At 43.1% G+C, this 15,244-nt stretch carries 14 protein-coding genes and 1 pseudogene; 2 read left to right on the top strand and 13 right to left on the bottom strand.

The window, feature by feature from the left end; all coding sequences use genetic code 11:
* Nucleotides 1-671, bottom strand: a 671-nt coding sequence (locus tag FPZ49_RS26445) for a competence protein CoiA family protein (protein WP_222429973.1), incomplete at its 3' end; no start/stop codon positions are given.
* Between the two features lie 303 nt (nt 672-974).
* On the opposite strand from FPZ49_RS26445, the gene FPZ49_RS26450 reads away from it, so the two are divergent.
* On the top strand, nt 975-1,217 hold the full coding sequence (locus FPZ49_RS26450; RefSeq protein WP_144852835.1) for a hypothetical protein: 243 nt from the start codon (nt 975-977) through the stop codon (nt 1,215-1,217).
* 630 nt (nt 1,218-1,847) lie between these two features.
* On the opposite strand, the gene FPZ49_RS26455 is transcribed toward FPZ49_RS26450, so the two are convergent.
* A complete protein-coding gene (locus FPZ49_RS26455; RefSeq protein ID WP_144852837.1) occupies nt 1,848-3,008 on the bottom strand; it encodes a Gfo/Idh/MocA family protein in 1,161 nt (386 codons plus the stop codon).
* 583 nt (nt 3,009-3,591) lie between these two features.
* On the opposite strand from FPZ49_RS26455, the gene FPZ49_RS26460 reads away from it, so the two are divergent.
* Nucleotides 3,592-4,116 carry a CBO0543 family protein gene (locus FPZ49_RS26460; RefSeq protein ID WP_144852839.1) on the top strand — a complete coding sequence of 175 codons (525 nt, stop codon included), beginning with the start codon at nt 3,592-3,594 and terminating at the stop codon, nt 4,114-4,116.
* A 222-nt stretch (nt 4,117-4,338) separates the two neighbouring features.
* On the opposite strand, the gene FPZ49_RS26465 is transcribed toward FPZ49_RS26460, so the two are convergent.
* The 11 genes and pseudogenes from FPZ49_RS26465 to FPZ49_RS26515 form a co-directional block, all read right to left on the bottom strand.
* The gene (locus tag FPZ49_RS26465; protein ID WP_144852841.1) at nt 4,339-4,887 is read right to left on the bottom strand and encodes a DUF3231 family protein; all 549 of its coding nucleotides are present in this window, start codon (nt 4,885-4,887) and stop codon (nt 4,339-4,341) included.
* Nucleotides 4,888-5,629: 742 nt separating this feature from the next.
* The gene (locus FPZ49_RS26470; protein WP_144852843.1) at nt 5,630-6,115 is read right to left on the bottom strand and encodes a GNAT family N-acetyltransferase; all 486 of its coding nucleotides are present in this window, start codon (nt 6,113-6,115) and stop codon (nt 5,630-5,632) included.
* A gap of 192 nt (nt 6,116-6,307) precedes the next feature.
* Complete coding sequence (locus tag FPZ49_RS26475) at nt 6,308-7,156, bottom strand: ATP-dependent DNA ligase (RefSeq protein ID WP_144852845.1); 849 nt, start codon at nt 7,154-7,156, stop codon at nt 6,308-6,310.
* Nucleotides 7,157-7,585: 429 nt separating this feature from the next.
* Nucleotides 7,586-8,002 (bottom strand): hypothetical protein, encoded by a 417-nt coding sequence (locus tag FPZ49_RS26480; RefSeq protein WP_144852847.1) that lies wholly within the window; start codon nt 8,000-8,002, stop codon nt 7,586-7,588.
* Nucleotides 8,003-8,310: 308 nt separating this feature from the next.
* Nucleotides 8,311-8,943 carry a YcnI family copper-binding membrane protein gene (locus FPZ49_RS26485; RefSeq protein WP_391563875.1) on the bottom strand — a complete coding sequence of 211 codons (633 nt, stop codon included), beginning with the start codon at nt 8,941-8,943 and terminating at the stop codon, nt 8,311-8,313.
* Between the two features lie 32 nt (nt 8,944-8,975).
* Entirely contained in the window at nt 8,976-10,574 is a 1,599-nt protein-coding gene (locus FPZ49_RS26490) for a copper resistance CopC/CopD family protein (RefSeq protein ID WP_144852849.1), read from the bottom strand.
* A 544-nt stretch (nt 10,575-11,118) separates the two neighbouring features.
* Nucleotides 11,119-11,448: a hypothetical protein gene (locus tag FPZ49_RS26495; protein WP_144852851.1), complete on the bottom strand. Its 330-nt coding sequence runs from the start codon at nt 11,446-11,448 to the stop codon at nt 11,119-11,121.
* Nucleotides 11,449-11,506: 58 nt separating this feature from the next.
* Nucleotides 11,507-12,397 (bottom strand): annotated as a pseudogene (locus FPZ49_RS26500) (CobW family GTP-binding protein); the annotation flags it as partial.
* 21 nt (nt 12,398-12,418) lie between these two features.
* Nucleotides 12,419-13,387, bottom strand: coding sequence for a metal ABC transporter substrate-binding protein (locus FPZ49_RS26505; RefSeq protein ID WP_144852855.1), 969 nt, complete (start codon nt 13,385-13,387; stop codon nt 12,419-12,421).
* A 17-nt stretch (nt 13,388-13,404) separates the two neighbouring features.
* Nucleotides 13,405-14,298: a metal ABC transporter permease gene (locus FPZ49_RS26510; RefSeq protein WP_144852857.1), complete on the bottom strand. Its 894-nt coding sequence runs from the start codon at nt 14,296-14,298 to the stop codon at nt 13,405-13,407.
* Complete coding sequence (locus tag FPZ49_RS26515; RefSeq protein ID WP_144852858.1) at nt 14,244-14,951, bottom strand: metal ABC transporter ATP-binding protein; 708 nt, start codon at nt 14,949-14,951, stop codon at nt 14,244-14,246. The genes FPZ49_RS26510 and FPZ49_RS26515 overlap by 55 nt, the downstream gene beginning before the upstream one ends.
* Nucleotides 14,952-15,244 lie beyond the last annotated feature (293 nt).

The raw sequence follows: 15,244 nt of genomic DNA on the forward strand, positions 1-15,244 counted from the left end.
ATTAAGAAGCCATTTTGAGAGGCTCTAAGTGGATAAACATTACCGGAATGACTGACCAAAACTTTCCGGAACGAGTGGCTAATACTTTCCGGAATGACTGACCAAAGTTTCCGGAATACGCAATCATCAAGCGAAACAGGGGAGATTTCCAAATATGGTACATGATTTTCATGTAACCATTGCAGCTTCTCTGGTTCCATTTCATGTGTGACCACGATCTCGAAAACAAAACCATATGTATAAGATTCATGTTTCATATAAACATCCACGATATATGGTCCAACTGATTTTTCTACATAGACTCCTGCTTTTTTATAAAAATTAGCTAAGGAATTAAGGGACAAGGGATATTGTTTAATATTTAAGCTGGTTAAAACCGAATTTAATTTTGGTTCTAGTAATTCCGTAGATACCTCAAATACAATGTCAACGTTTTGTTTTATGCAGTAGGCTAGATAGTGCTTAGCGTTAAAATGAAGGATCGTTTCTTCACTGGCTGTGCAATTTGTACCTGGTGCATGAGCAAAATGATGCTGGCGTTCTTGTCCTTTTTTTGAAATGACCGGTTCATTACAGAATGGACAAATATAAGATTTTGAACGGTCTATTCTATCCCGGATATGTTTTTTGAATTTGTTATCTTCTAATGCAACCGCTAGTTTTATCGACACAGAAATTCCCTTCTTCCATTACACTTAACTACGAGAATCATTATAGCAAAAAATGTAAAGGGTTGGAGTCAATTTGGATATCAATAAGATGTACAGAGATTAGAAAATCAAAGAATTCATTGGAAGGTCACGTTGTTATAAAGATGGCTCAGGAAGGTCGTTCGATACGAGAACTGCTTGGCAATGCAGAATAATTCTAACATTGCCTATGTGAAATAATTTGTTTCACGTCAATTGGATACTCAGTCTAAGAGCTGGGCAATTTAACAATGATTGAAACAAATCATTTCGGAGGCAGATATTATGAGTAAAACACATGTGCGATTGTCGAAACTGGAAAAGGATGTTGCCGAACTTAAACAAAGGGTCTCAACGATAGAGGAAAGATCTATTGTAGATGATCTGACGAAGGAGAAATTTCCAGGGGCTAATAAGCCGCTCTACACTTATGAAGAGATTGCGGTTAAAAACAGTACATCTTCAGCTAGTGTTTCCCGCGTAGCCGAAAAACATGGTTTATCGCGGAGAGCATTAAAGACTGTGTAATATAATCTAATGAAGCCAACTACTATGTAGCTCTTTCCTTTTTATAACCGTATCGGCACCTGCAGTTCCGGGTACATTCTCGCGATATGCATCGCCTGCACCGCCTCACTCTCGACATACCGCGTACAGCCGAGCTCGAGCGCCTTCTTCCCTTTCCACCGCGCCGTGGTTTCCTTCGTCGGAATTTCTCCCGAAGATAAGCACTGGCTCTACCTGGATGCGCGCATTCAGTGCCAGGTGAAATTCCAGTGCTATACCAAGGGCGGACTGCTCCGGAGCCGAATTTTGTGGAGATGGCAGTTTAGTGACAGATAGAAACATCTAATATATTGTGCTTATCCAGTTGCAAGATCGTTCCCGCCGGCAACCGCACGCCGGCAAATTCCTGGAAATTCAGGGTGCAGTCGTTCTGCTGCCGGGTGTTGTGGAGAGAGACGTGCGGCATAGATTTATATGGAAGATGTTGTAAATCACCCAACACCTTCTATTCCCGCATGCCCTCAAACGGAACTTCTTAGCCTATATTATCTAATCATCTTAACGTCTATTTAATCAAGCATGTGAAATCCTGCGAATGAGCGAGCATTCGTGAGAAAAATCTTATTCTCTGAGAGCGCAATGACCCTTTCCCTATTTGCAATCCAGAGAAGAACTTATATCCCCTAACTTTCTCCAACCATTGCCACATCGAATTGCATCAATCGCACTTTGATATAGATAACCATCGTAAAAAGTAAGATATGGACGATGTCGCTCACCTTGTATATCCGCAACAAAATCACGAGCCAAAGCATTCCACATATTCTGTGCCCGGTTTCCAGAATCGGGCATTTCATCTAGAAGCCGCTGAGGAACTGGCAAAATCTTTGGTTCATTTTCTCCCGCACACAACTTGGATACGATGTATCCGTTAGTATAAAAACCGGTCAAAACTAATGTCCCAGAATCACCATAAAGAGTGATTTGAGGCGGATGAACAGAAACGCCAACCCCGTCGTTTCCCAGAATATTAACAGCAATCTCAGCTCCACTAACAGAACTGAAACTGAGCAACGCTGTAAAAGCCCCGTCAGCATCACAATCTCGCCATTCAAGTTTTTCTGCTTCCTCTAGCGTTAGAGCTTTCTGTCTCCGAAAATCATGTATATCTTCCAGAACAACTGGAGCACGGTCCCGTAGTACACGTGCCTCGCCTGCAACTCTTAACGGAACACCACCGGTAATACTCGCGAGAATCCCCAGAATGTGTGGCAAACCATTGTTAAGTAAGCCTCCACCAGTTTCCAATGTGTTCCACCAAGTCCAAGGTCTTAGATTGCTTCCACGAAATATCCGATAGGAGCAATCAATTTCTTGAATCTTACCAACTGAACCTGATAGCGCAAGTTCCGAAAACCACATTATACTCGGGTCATATCTCCAGGTAGCAGCATAAGCATGTTTGACACCCTCTTGTTGGACCAATTCCCACAGCTTCTTGGCTTCTTCTTCGTTAATAGCTAGCGGCTTGTCGCATAGAATATGGCACCCCAGTTTTGTCGCCTCCTCTACGACCTCCTGTCGAAGGCTTGCAGGGGTGGCTATCGCCACTATATCTGGCTTAATAGATTTCAACGTTTGACGCCAATCAACCGATGCTTCCGGTATTCCAAGTCTTTGGGCGACTTCACGCACAACCTCCTCTTTTCTTGCACATATTGCCACAACATTAACACCACAGGACTGAAGTGCTCGTGTATGCCCCTCACCAGCCCACCCTGCACCAATGACAACTGCCTTCAAATTATTCATGGTTTCTCCCCTTACTTATTAAACTTATCCCCGTATAAAAAATACTCCTAGCTATTCTAATAAATTCCATGTCCGTGATTGCATTTTCCTGCCCGATACTTCAATGAACACAAAAAGGAGCTGTCATTGAAGCAGCCCCAAGCTCTCGTATTCGTTAGTTGATTGTCCCAATAAAAAAACGGAGGGGCGGATTTCTCCGCCACCATGTCGTTTCCTAATATTCCCACTAACATATTATTCAATCCACAGTCGTCTGCAACCCGTATATCGCCTAATTTGGCATTAAATCCCACTAATACTTCTCCTTATTTCTTGTTCCTTCCCAAACTAACAGTTAACAACACTCCACATGAACCCTATACCGCACATAATGAAGCTCTTTGTAAATTCCGCTAAACTGCCAGTTAGCGTGGAAAAGCTGCCGGTTGTGATACTCGCGGCAGCTTCTTGTTGTTAGTTTGGTTTGATACTATCGTACCCGTTAGCGGAATGATGTGAGCTTTTCTTTAATGGTATCACCAGACTGATATCGGCTCCATGTTTTGGTAATAATACGTGTATTAATCAATAAAGAGGGATTCTAATGCACATTTTAATCCAAGTTTTATTAGCATTGATCGCAAGGCGATGGGGGGATTGGATACATTGGAGAAATTATTATCCGACCATCCTTTTCTTAATCATTGGTGACCTTCTGTACAATTTTGTCAATTATAATTATTCGTTATGGACTTTCCATCCAGACCGGATTGAAGACATTATTTATCGAAATCATACATTGATAACTTTGGGCATCTACTTAATTGGATACCCTTCATTGGTGTTACTCTATCTTGGTAACTATCCTGAAACCAAAAAAAACAAGCAATTCTTATATGTAACTGCATGGGTTTTATTATTTTCAATGATTGAAGCAATAAGTCATTTTTTGGTAAAGGGCATTACTTACTCTAATGGTTGGTCTTATTGGTGGTCTTTACTATTTTTTATTTTTGTCTTTATTATCTTACGTGTACATTATCTACGTCCATTATTAGCTTGGACTATCTCCATCGTAGTAATATTATTGTGGATTTGTTTTGGTGTGCCAGTTCAAACCATGAAATAATTGAACTCTTCTGCCCGTTAGTTCAATCATAACACAGACATATGTATCAAATATCTTATTTTGTGAAGATGTAAAAGGAGCTGCGCTAGCAGCTCCTTCGTCATTTGTATAGAGTCCCTTAGCGGCTGGTTTGGTGACCGCAGCTTTAAACGCAATTGAGATAAATAATTAGTCAAGTTGCAAAGTCTAAAGAGGTAAGGGGAGCTGATCTAAGTGGCTTAATTATTCTTTTGGAATTCCTACAGGTGTAAAGTAAGGAGGAGTGGTTAACCATCCTTTTTCAATCATCATGGATTTAAGGGTAGTTCCGTACTTTAGAACTGTTGTCATGAAGCCTAAAAACATAACTCCAACGTCCCCTCTAACCACCTGAGACATTGCCATCCCAATGAAAGCAATATATCCAGCTGTCTTTACTGCAATAAAGTTGGCAATTTCCTTATCAGTAAAACGAACCCCTAGTGGCACTAACGCCTGATCTGATTTAGGTTTTTCTGATGAAACATCTGGTAAAGGGATTCCTTCACTTATCAAGAACCCTTTTAGAGTCAAAATTGCGCTTTCCGTTTCATCTTTTGCGCTTATAATTGCGTCAATTAGTTTAGCATCCGTGGTCATGTTCAAAAACACCCCATAAAAGGCAATTGCCTCTCCAAGAGCGGTGTAAAATGTCCATAAAGACATAACCTCTCCAACATGCAATGGTTGTTTCGGTTCATCGTCTAACTGGGGCTTGAAATAACTTGCTATTGTTTCAATAATATTCGTCATGCCATAGCCTCCAGATTTTTTTGACAGCCAATCATCTTCACATCCCTATGATAGATGACATGGTCCCCCATTTTATGGTTATCCAGCTTATATTTAGATTTCCATGAGCTACCGTTTATTATGTATTTTCTACTAAAAAAGACGCTGCTTTGCCGCATTAACCTGCCCGTTAGCCACCCTCCCCCTCTCGGGCACCTCAGCTGCCGATCCGGACATATTTCCTTATTTTGTGAACATGTCCGACCCCTGTTTTCGATAGATCGGGTAGCAAATCGGAGAAATCCGGCGCAAAACGAAAAACGGCTCGGTCGCAAACCATGCGAACACGAGCCGTTTTTTGCAATTGTTCCACGGAGCCAAAATCGCCGCTCACGGCTGAATTTCGGTGATTTTCACGGCGCAAAAAAAACGATTGCGCCGCGAAGGGCAACCGTTTTTTAAGGAGTCAAGAGGTGTCCGAGAAAAATAAGCAGGCTGATGGCTAATGCAGGAGCTATTATCGTTAAAGCCCATACTCCCAAGCCCAACAAGCATTCCTTTAGTACTTCCATGTTGTTCATCCCCGATAAACTTTGTGATCCTTAATTTTCCCAAAAGACCTCAAATTATTAGAGCTGCATAAAAAACTGGATTACACCGACCGACAAAAGAAGCTCTTGCTGGACACTTGCAAACGGACTAACTTTACGACCGTTCGCACATTAAAAGCCTCATAGAAAAAAGCAAGTCACAAGGACTTGCCTTAAGCTTTCAATACCATGCGGACTGTCTTTAGAACGTGCCCGTCAAAGTCATCATCAAACTCTTTGACATACTCAAATTTTTTTGCTTCGTAGAATCTTCTGCCAATTACATTATCCTTTTCAACATTGATATAAACTTCTTTTACACCTCGGGAATATTTAATCCCTTCTTGTAGCAGTGCCGAACCTATCCCTTGTCCTTGATATTCTGGGTAAAGATAAATAGCGGACAATTCCACCTTTCCATCTTCTTTTACAAATGAAAAATTGGCAAATCCAACTATTTCCCCGTTAAGCTCTGCAACGTAAACATGCGAACGTTCTAATCGTCTAAGCATCATTTCATCATTATAAGCAGATTTAAGAAAATTTTCTTGAACCTCAATTGGAATTATGCCATTGTAGGTCGCATTCCAACTTGTTTTCGCCACATTTTGAACTTGTGGAATATCGTTTGCTCTCATCTCACGAACCAATAACTCCATACAGTAACCTCCAATATATGGGATTTTTGTTGATTATAACGTGAAACATGTGGTTTGTCTTGACCGTTTTTAGTTCTCATAATCTCTATATGTGAATAAGCAACAAAATTTACGATAATAGCGTTAAACAAAGACACTCCTATTCCCCCTGATAAAATTTAAGAGTATACTCCCATTTCCGTCATCCGTCCGTCACGCCGATTTGGGAAAGATGAACTCCACAAAACTCGGCGTCCGGAGCAGCCCGCCCTTGGTATAGCACTGGAATTTCACCTGGCACTGAATGCGCGGATCCAGGTAAAGCCAGTGCTTATCCTCTGAGCGGATCAGCTGCTGAGCGACCTGGTAAAACGCCGCGCGTTCCTTTGGAGGGACCAGTTCGCAGATGCCGGCATAGCTGCCGTCCGTGTTCTGAAGCAGCCATGCGAACTCGGATTTGCGAATCCCCGCAATCGAGACGACGGCGTACTGGTAGTTCTTCACTTTGATCCAGTCCGGCGACCGGTGGTCGAGCGTATACCGGCTGCCTTTCTTTTTGCTGACGATCCCTTCAAGCCCCAATCGCTTGACCGCCTCAAACAGCCCTTCGCCATCCTCGGCGCTTTGAACGGCGGACAGCAGCTCCGTTGGCTCCGCGAGCAGTTCCAGCAGCGCCGCTAGGCGCGTCTCGAGCGGCTCGTGCATGATGCTCTTGCCGCCGAGCATCAGCAGGTCGAACGCGGCGAAATGGACCGGCTGACGGTGCTGTCCGCGCCGGGACTTCAGACGATTCATTACATCCTCGAATATTGGCTTTCCGTCATCGCCAAGCGCGACCATCTCGCCATCCAAGATCGTTCCCGCCGGCAACCCCACGCCAGCAAACTCCGGGAAGTTCAGTGTGCAGTCGTTTTGCTGCCGGGTGTATAGCTTAGTTTTGCCACCGCTCCCCACGTGAAGCAGGCAGCGAAACCCGTCGTACTTGAGGTGATGGATATAGTCGCCTGCCGGCGGCGTGGCGGATTTATGTAAAAGCATCGGTTTTAATGGCGTAAAGAGCACGCAAATCACCCCCAGAATATCGTAACACTGGGGGGCGCAGCCGAGAATAAGGAATCAATGGGATTTAAGGTGCATCCTTCCGGCTTGCTGGACTCTTCTTGCTTTGTGCAGTGGCTTGAGTTCTTTTGGTTCCGGTTGTATCGCCGTAGATCGATACGTCTATTGAAAAGAGCAACTACAAAAATGAAGTTAATTGAAGATCCAGACTTCGGTAGTGTCGGTTATATTCTGGTCGCGTCTTTATCTTGTCATGGGTAATCTCGTTTGGGATTTGGAATATTTATGAAGATTGAAGAACGCTGGATACGAAGCGAATCGAAATCCTCTTAATTGTTACAAAACCTTTTTTCCATATAGAAAAAGAGAAAAACAGCTGCAACAGTTGAATGCTCTGTGACAGCTGTTTTTGATGTAGAACCAGGCTTTTGGCTATTCAATATATAAAAATAAAAATCCCGCGATCGCGGTTCCTATAACAATGGTTACAAAGCTATCGTTTCCTAGCCGACCAATTATTTTTTTATTTCCTGATTCTTCGCGAATCAATTGGTTAAGAACCAAGACGATAAATAAAAATATGACATCTACAAACGCCACGATTGTAATAGGCTTTGTGATCATAGCGCCAAGCATGGTTCCCATCATTCCACCCATGATCCCAGCTAGCATCCCATCCATCGAAGCCATAAGGCTTATCCATTTGCCTGTCCAATAGCCGACAAGCATTCCCAAAAGGATCGATATGATTGTTGACGTAACCAAATCATTCATTAGTATTGCCAATATCGTTCCAGTCGTAAGACTTGTCATCATCCCTAGCGTCATGGCGATCATCATCCCTGCCATGCAGGTCAACTTTCCCCGATGAAGATACGTTAATGTGATAATGTAGATTGTGAGCGCCAAAGTCCCACTCATACTTAAGCAATAAAATAACATATTTATCCTCCCTGAAACAATCATCCTTCAATTAATTATATGAATCAAGTATTATGAGAATGATTTTATCTTCCGAGGGTAAAGTGATGAAATATGTCTTGCGTTCGCTCGACTTATTTTTTTCAATTGTGTACAACAAACCCAGTACCACTAACGGTACTGGGTTTGTTGTACACCCGTTTTGCCGGGCTCTCTATAGAGGATTTAACTTCTCCTTAAGCAGACTTCTTTTTGGATATCGAAATAATGATTGCGATAACACCGAGAATAAGCGCAGCAATAGCAATGTACAATGCCGTATTGGAATTACCAGCGGAAGCAGCTGGTTGAGCTTTTGCAGGAGCGGCAGCTGCGGAGTCATGTCCAGTAGAGTCGCTTCCCGCAGCCTTAGGGTTTACCTTCGTTACAGAGGCTGGTTTGTCAGAACCCTCAGCTCCTACCCATTCCACGACACTACCATCTTTATAGGTCTGATAAGCCTTCCAGGAGATTTGTGTCGCGTTGTCGGCTACTTTACCATTCATTAAAAAATTTCCAAACTCCGTGCTGGATAAGCCGTTGCCTGTTGCACTCCAAGTTACGCTTGTAATTTTGCCACTTGAATCTTTGGTCAAGTCGTATTTCCAATCCGACTTTGGCTCAAATCGGGAAATGGTAACTTCTGCTGGAATTTTTACTTCTATCTTGACCGTAGGTATGTCTTTTTCTGTTGGTACACGAACGTTAAATACTTCATAAGTGCCCTGTGTTGTTTGTTGAGGTTGAACCGTAACATGTGCGCTGGCTACCCCTGCGAATAGGAGCATAAACATAAAGCAAAGAGATAACGTGCTTAGTACCTTTTTCAATGTAATCAACCCTTCTACATTTTTTATAATGATTAATAAATCATCATCTCGTGGGAAAATACCGTTTCATCATCATTGGCATCCAGAACCCTCACCTCAATATTCCATTTGCCTGGAAAGGGTAGATAAGGACCTTTAGCATCATACCCGAATTGATAGAAAGCAATACTATCATCTGGAACACTTACTTTGGAAGCAGGAGTAAGCGGAATTTCGATTGGCGCAATACCGGATTGATCTTCCGTTTTTACAAAGAGCTGTACTCTTTTCAAATCCTTCTCTGTCTCCGGTATCCACACCTGAAGAGAAAAGGTATTCGTACCAGGTGAATTCGGAGTAATTCTAGTAGTTAAATGCATGGTTGTACCCATTTCATGCCAAAACAAGGGTTTATTCTGCGGTTGGGGATTGAGGGCTGTAAACACACTTGCAATGGACACTATGGCTACCATAAGCATCATGTCTAGTTTTAAAAATAGAGCGGTACCCCTGTTATGTTTACGCTTTATTACGAAACGAAGCACAGCACCAACGGCAATAACTACAACCGTCAAAGAAATTTTTACAAGCAAGAGAATTCCCCACTGGGTATAGATGAGATACTTTATATTGGGCAAAATTCCAAGCGTATAAAACGTACCGGATATAACTAGCAATACAATACTTATAAGTGCCAATGGTGAAAATTCACCTAAAAATGAAACTACATAATCTCGATGATGACGCCAATAAACCAAAATATGAAATAACCCTCCAGCCCAAATTGCAGCAGCAAACAAATGAACAAAATCGATAATAATCATATCGGTAAGCGAACCTACTGCGACAGCATGCCCGTTCAACGCTTTTGCTCCCAGCAGCAAAATAATCCAGAGCATATCTAATTTCTTCGAACGATGTAAAATTACAAAGCCTAACAATGATAAGCCAAGGGTCATCACCCAAGAATATCCAGTAAATGTTCCGAAAATTAAAGGGATTAAATCTTTGGCAACTGCTCCATCAATCATCTGCGTCAACTGCTCAAAGATACTAATAATAGACGCAGTAAGAAACACCCGTTGAAGCAGTAAAGTCCACTTCTCCCGTACTAATTGATGTTTTGCTTTCTTCGAATCGAACAGCAAGACCCAAAATACCCACCCGGTTAGCAGCAGCAGCGCGATATAATAACCAAAGCGACTGATATAGTAAATGATATTACTCCCGCTTGCCAGATCGCCGCCATACATTATAGCGCTTTGATTTATCGGACTTGCTTCTCCAATTGAAATGACATATGAGTCTCTAACTGGATGACCGTCTGCGGAAATAATTTTATAGCTGACGGTATATGTGCCGTCCGGTAATTGCGGAAGTGCAAGCTCGAGCCGAGTCTGATCTTCATTAAATTGTGCTTCATTACTTGTTACGGACGTTCCTGTCTTATTCAATACTTTAATATAGTACTCCACTTTTTCCAGCCGTTCGTTAAAAGTCAATTCTATATTAGGCGGACTGCTAGGCAGTGTACTGTTAGCAGCAGGGGCTGCATTGATTAACGAGGCATGAGCGAAACACGGTGCCGGAATAATCAAACTTAATAGAAGCCCGATCCAAACTAATATCGCTTTTATTCGGATATACTTCACCCCCGTCCCCCTTCATAACAATACAAGAAGAGTAAATGTTTTAGTATGACTCGATAGGGCTATTTCTTGCTGAAGTTGTGTCAAATCAGAGAAATTGCTGCAACGTAACATTGACACATCAAACTCTTTTCACAAGTCACGCTTGTATAACCCTAAGAGCTATATACAGCAATGTCCAGCCAGTCCCATCGCGTCAAGCCCATCGACAGCTTCTCCTACGATTTGGAAAGAGGATTTAACCTTCATAATCTTCATTGCTTCGCGAGTATGCTCATGATCATCGACCAGCATAATTCTGATTGGCTTGTCAAGCTTAGCCCTCCTTTTCAAGGATAACAAGTGTTTGCAACTTGTACCCGCATGATATCGAAGCACCAGTTCAGGGTATTCGCGCTACTCCGTAACATCGATAAGAATCCCAATCTTCACAAAAAGAAAAAAACTCTCCACTGTTTGGGACAGGGGGAGTTTCGTATTTCCTTCTTCAAATTTCGTAAGAACAGGGTTGACTTCTTGCTTCAACCTTGTTTGGGACAGTGTTTTTTTATCGTCCCTTAAGTCGGTGTAGGCTTCCTAAACATCCTAAAAGTCCGAAAAGACCAAGCCATTCCCATTTTTGCTGAGCTTTATCATCCGTCGAGCTTAAGATGTGCGTGGAGCTTATAGTTGGATCATAAATCTCATAGCTTCTCACACTGTTTAAAGAGGGGTAGTAACCGTTTCCTGTATACCCAGAGCCAGAAAATCTTGATCTTCCGTAAGGACCTCCTGAACTGCCGTGAGGTTGGTACGTTGTCTTTGCTGATATCTTCGATAAAAAGATTTGAAAACACGCAAATACAAGGATTAGTAAAATTGATAATTTTTTAGCCATAGTATTTTCTCCCATTAATATGTCCAGAAAAGAAATTACTATGATATGACAGGACCGTTCAGTCCCCAGCACCAGGAAGGTTATCTTTTAATTCACTCCAAGCCATCGTCATCTCTTCATCGGTTAAAAGGCATTTGTCTAATTCGGCAACAAGCTCCTCCTTATTAATATTTATTCTGATCAAAACGAACTTCGTTAAGCGGTCTCCATGTACCGTATCCCATTCTTCCTTGAGTTCGGGCTCATCAGCAAGCACCGCTTGTCTCTCCGCTTCGGACAATGCAGCAACCCAATAGCCTACCGATCCAAATTGGATAGATGGACCTGCCTGGCTCAAGCTTTGTGCCGTTTCATTGCGGGAGGCAAGCCAAATTATTCCCTTAGCACGGACGACCTCCTCCGGAAACTTCTCCATCCAGGCTATAAGCCGTTCCGGGTGAAAAGGTCTCCGCCGCTCATACACAAAAGACGAAATCCCATACTCTTCCATTTCCGGCGTATGGTGATCCTTTTCCAGCTCCTGCATCCAACCGGCAGACGTGCTGGCTTCGTCAAAATTGAATAATCCTGTGTTTAATATTGACTTTGGATCCACCTTGCCATGCGCAGTACGTATCAGTTTAGCTCTAGGCTGCAGCTTGTGTAATACCTGCCCCAACTCCTCCAGTTCTTCAGCGCTCACCAATTCACACTTGTTAAGCAGCAGCACATCGCAAAATTCAATTTGGCTGATTAATAAATCCACAACATCTCTTGTATCATCGTCTCCTGCTGCTTGCTGTCTTTCAAGTAAAGATTCTCCGGAGGAGAAGTCATGCCAAAAACGGTAAGCATCAACAACGGTTACCATACAATCCAACCGGCAGTATTGAGATAAATCAATGCCATGCTCATCATCAATATAAGTAAAGGTTTGAGCTACCGGAACCGGTTCGCCTACCCCTGTTGACATTTTTCAACAATACCGGAGCTACTCGTTCAAAGCCGTTTTAAGTGCATTCATATTCTGTTTCATGATTCCGATATAATCGAGCTTTTGTTTCTTGTCCTCATCGGTCAATCCTTCGATGGGGTTCAATACCGATGTCTTCGCACCAATTTCCTTGGCGATGGTTTGAGCGACTTTTGGGGCTACAAGGGTCTCGAAAAAGATCGTTTTGACCTTATTTTCTTTGGCAAAATTGATGATTTCCGCCATTTGGGCAGCCTTCGGCTCCTCCTCTGGAGAAAGACCGGCGATCGGAACCTGTGTCAGACCGTATCGCTTCGCCATATAAGCGAAAGCCGCATGCTGCGTCACAAATTCTTTGCGCTTTACATTCGAGAGCCCGTCTTTAAACGCTTTGTCAAGCTCTTGCAGCTTGGTAATATACGCATCTGCATTTTTTTTGTAAGTATCCAAATGTGTGGGATCTACCTTTTCCAAGGCTGCTTCAATCGACTGAACCTCTTTTTGGGCAAGCACCGGATCAAGCCATACATGAGGATCCATCACCTTTTCGGGTTCCTTCGAGGCTTTCGCTTCTGCTTTGTGCCCATCTTCTTCGTCCTCTTCAATTCCTTCCATCAGTTCAATACCTTTGCTGGCTTCAACAACAGCGACTTTCTCTTTATTGATGCTGTTTAACGCTTTGTCTACCCAATTCTCAACGCCTGCCCCATTATAAACAAAGACGTCGGCTTCCTGGACCTGCTTCATATCTTTAGCTGTTGGCTCCCAATCATGAGGCTCCGCACCAGCTGGAATTAGAGCGATGACATCCGCATTGTCACCTGCTATCTGTTTGGTGAATTCATACATCGGATAAAATGTCGTGACTACCTTCAATCGTTTTTCTCCGCTTGGGCTGCTTGTATTCGTTGTGACCGCGCTGCATCCAATAAGGGTGAGACTGATTACCGCAGAAGCAATGATAGCTTTGTTAATGCTGAAATCCATAATGATTCCTCCTAAGTTTATTTATTTACACTGCGAAAGCTTAAGGATTCCACTTGAATAACCGATTCCTTCACCGGCTCTTCCTGCTTCTTCCCTCTTGCTTTTCGATACTTCATTAATGCTTTTTTGAACATTAAACCTGTAAGGAGGATCAGTAATAAGACTAACGCAATCGTACCGCCAGGCGGTGTGTTTAACTTATAGGATACGGCTAGACCGGAAAAAACGCCGCTAACGCCTATCATCATGGCGATCACGACTGCTGCTGCAAAGCTAGAAGCAATACGAATCGCCAGCGCGGCAGGCAGGATAATAAGCGCCGAAACGAGCAGGACACCAACCACCGGCATAGCGACCGCGACGATCATACCCGTCAACACGCTAAAAGACATTGAAATCCATTTGACCGGAAGTCCACTCGTTATTGCCGTTTCTTCATCAAAGGTAATTTGATAAAGCGGTCTGCGAAGAAGGATAAAATAAATGCCAGTGATCAACGAAACGCCAAGCATCATCCACAATTGCTCGCCGCTAACCGCAACCACAGATCCGAACAAATAGGCTGAAAAGCCTTTATTCAGGCTTTGATTCATGCTCATCAACACTACAGCTGTAGATAATCCACCGGTCATGATAATCGCAATCGACATCTCGCTATAAGCGCGGTACGATCGCCTAACAACTTCAATGGCTATGCCGCCAAGCATGGCAACTAGAAATCCGGTCACCGACGGATTCATGTGCAGGATCGATCCCACGGCTACCCCTGCCAATGAAACGTGGGAAAGCGTATCAGCCATCAGCGCCTGTCTTCGAAGCATCAAATATACACCTAACACGGATGCAATCAAGGCAACTATTCCACCGGCACAAAATGCCCGCTGCATGAAGTCGTAGTGCAGCATCTCCATCTCCCATGCTCCTTTCGCTCCAATTGAATGATCCGGTCAAGAAACGGACGGACTTCCTCCAATCCGTGGGTTACCATGATCACGGTCATACCTTCTTCTTTAACCTGATGTGCCATTAATTGATAGAAACCTATGCGGCTTTCCAGGTCCATTCCGGTGGTCGGTTCGTCAAGCACAAGCAACTCCGGCTGCTGCGCGATCGCTCGAGCTATACAGATTCGCTGCTTCTGCCCTCCTGACAATTCTCCTATTTTACGATTTCTAAGCTCCCACATGCCCACCTGCCGTAGAGCATTTTCCGTCAATTCATAATCCTCTTTAGTTAGCCTGCGAAACCATGAACCGGTACAATAACGTCCTGAACGAACGAATTCCAAGACTTTGCTTGGGAAGCCACTGTTAAACGCCGCGATCTGCTGAGGAACATACCCGATCATCGGCTTAATGACATCCATCCCCTTGCCGCGCAATTGGACTTTGCCCTGCCATGGTACAAGCAATCCAAGTATAAGCTTAAGCAGAGTCGTCTTGGCTGCGCCGTTAGGTCCGGTGATAGCCACAAATTCACCGGATAAAATATGTAAATTTACATCTTCCAAACACGGGGTGTCGGAATAGCCAAACATAACATCGCTCATGGATGCTGCAATCATCCGGATCTTGCCTCCTTATTTTCAAAATAAAATGGACTTTGCTCTTTAGTAAAATGTAATTTTTACGATTATCAATCATAAAATAAACTGCTTAATCGGAGTTCCTCAAGCAGCCAATTCCAATAACTCGATAGAATGATTCGGTATTAATCGTAATAATTACTTTTAATGACCTTGAACAAGAATATCTTTATTTCTGCTTATTGTCAATGCCTATTTAAAGACGAAAACATTGGATTTGTCGGAAGTTAAGTATCTGTAGTAAGATATTTATACGTAATTATTACTCTTAA

Origin of the sequence: Paenibacillus cremeus (genome assembly GCF_007786445.1) — a bacterium.
Classification (GTDB): Bacteria; Bacillota; Bacilli; order Paenibacillales; family NBRC-103111; genus Paenibacillus_G; species Paenibacillus_G cremeus.

Bases quoted from the DNA above. Each gene is read 5' to 3' on its own strand.
- FPZ49_RS26450 (WP_144852835.1), top strand. From the start codon at position 975: ATGAGTAAAACACATGTGCGATTGTCGAAACTGGAAAAGGATGTTGCC.
- FPZ49_RS26455 (WP_144852837.1), bottom strand. From the start codon at position 3,008: ATGAATAATTTGAAGGCAGTTGTCATTGGTGCAGGGTGGGCTGGTGAG.
- FPZ49_RS26460 (WP_144852839.1), top strand. From the start codon at position 3,592: ATGCACATTTTAATCCAAGTTTTATTAGCATTGATCGCAAGGCGATGG.
- FPZ49_RS26465 (WP_144852841.1), bottom strand. From the start codon at position 4,887: ATGACGAATATTATTGAAACAATAGCAAGTTATTTCAAGCCCCAGTTA.
- FPZ49_RS26470 (WP_144852843.1), bottom strand. From the start codon at position 6,115: ATGGAGTTATTGGTTCGTGAGATGAGAGCAAACGATATTCCACAAGTT.
- FPZ49_RS26480 (WP_144852847.1), bottom strand. From the start codon at position 8,002: ATGGCAGGGATGATGATCGCCATGACGCTAGGGATGATGACAAGTCTT.
- FPZ49_RS26495 (WP_144852851.1), bottom strand. From the start codon at position 11,448: ATGGCTAAAAAATTATCAATTTTACTAATCCTTGTATTTGCGTGTTTT.
- FPZ49_RS26505 (WP_144852855.1), bottom strand. From the start codon at position 13,387: ATGGATTTCAGCATTAACAAAGCTATCATTGCTTCTGCGGTAATCAGT.
- FPZ49_RS26510 (WP_144852857.1), bottom strand. From the start codon at position 14,298: ATGGAGATGCTGCACTACGACTTCATGCAGCGGGCATTTTGTGCCGGT.
- FPZ49_RS26515 (WP_144852858.1), bottom strand. From the start codon at position 14,951: ATGATTGCAGCATCCATGAGCGATGTTATGTTTGGCTATTCCGACACC.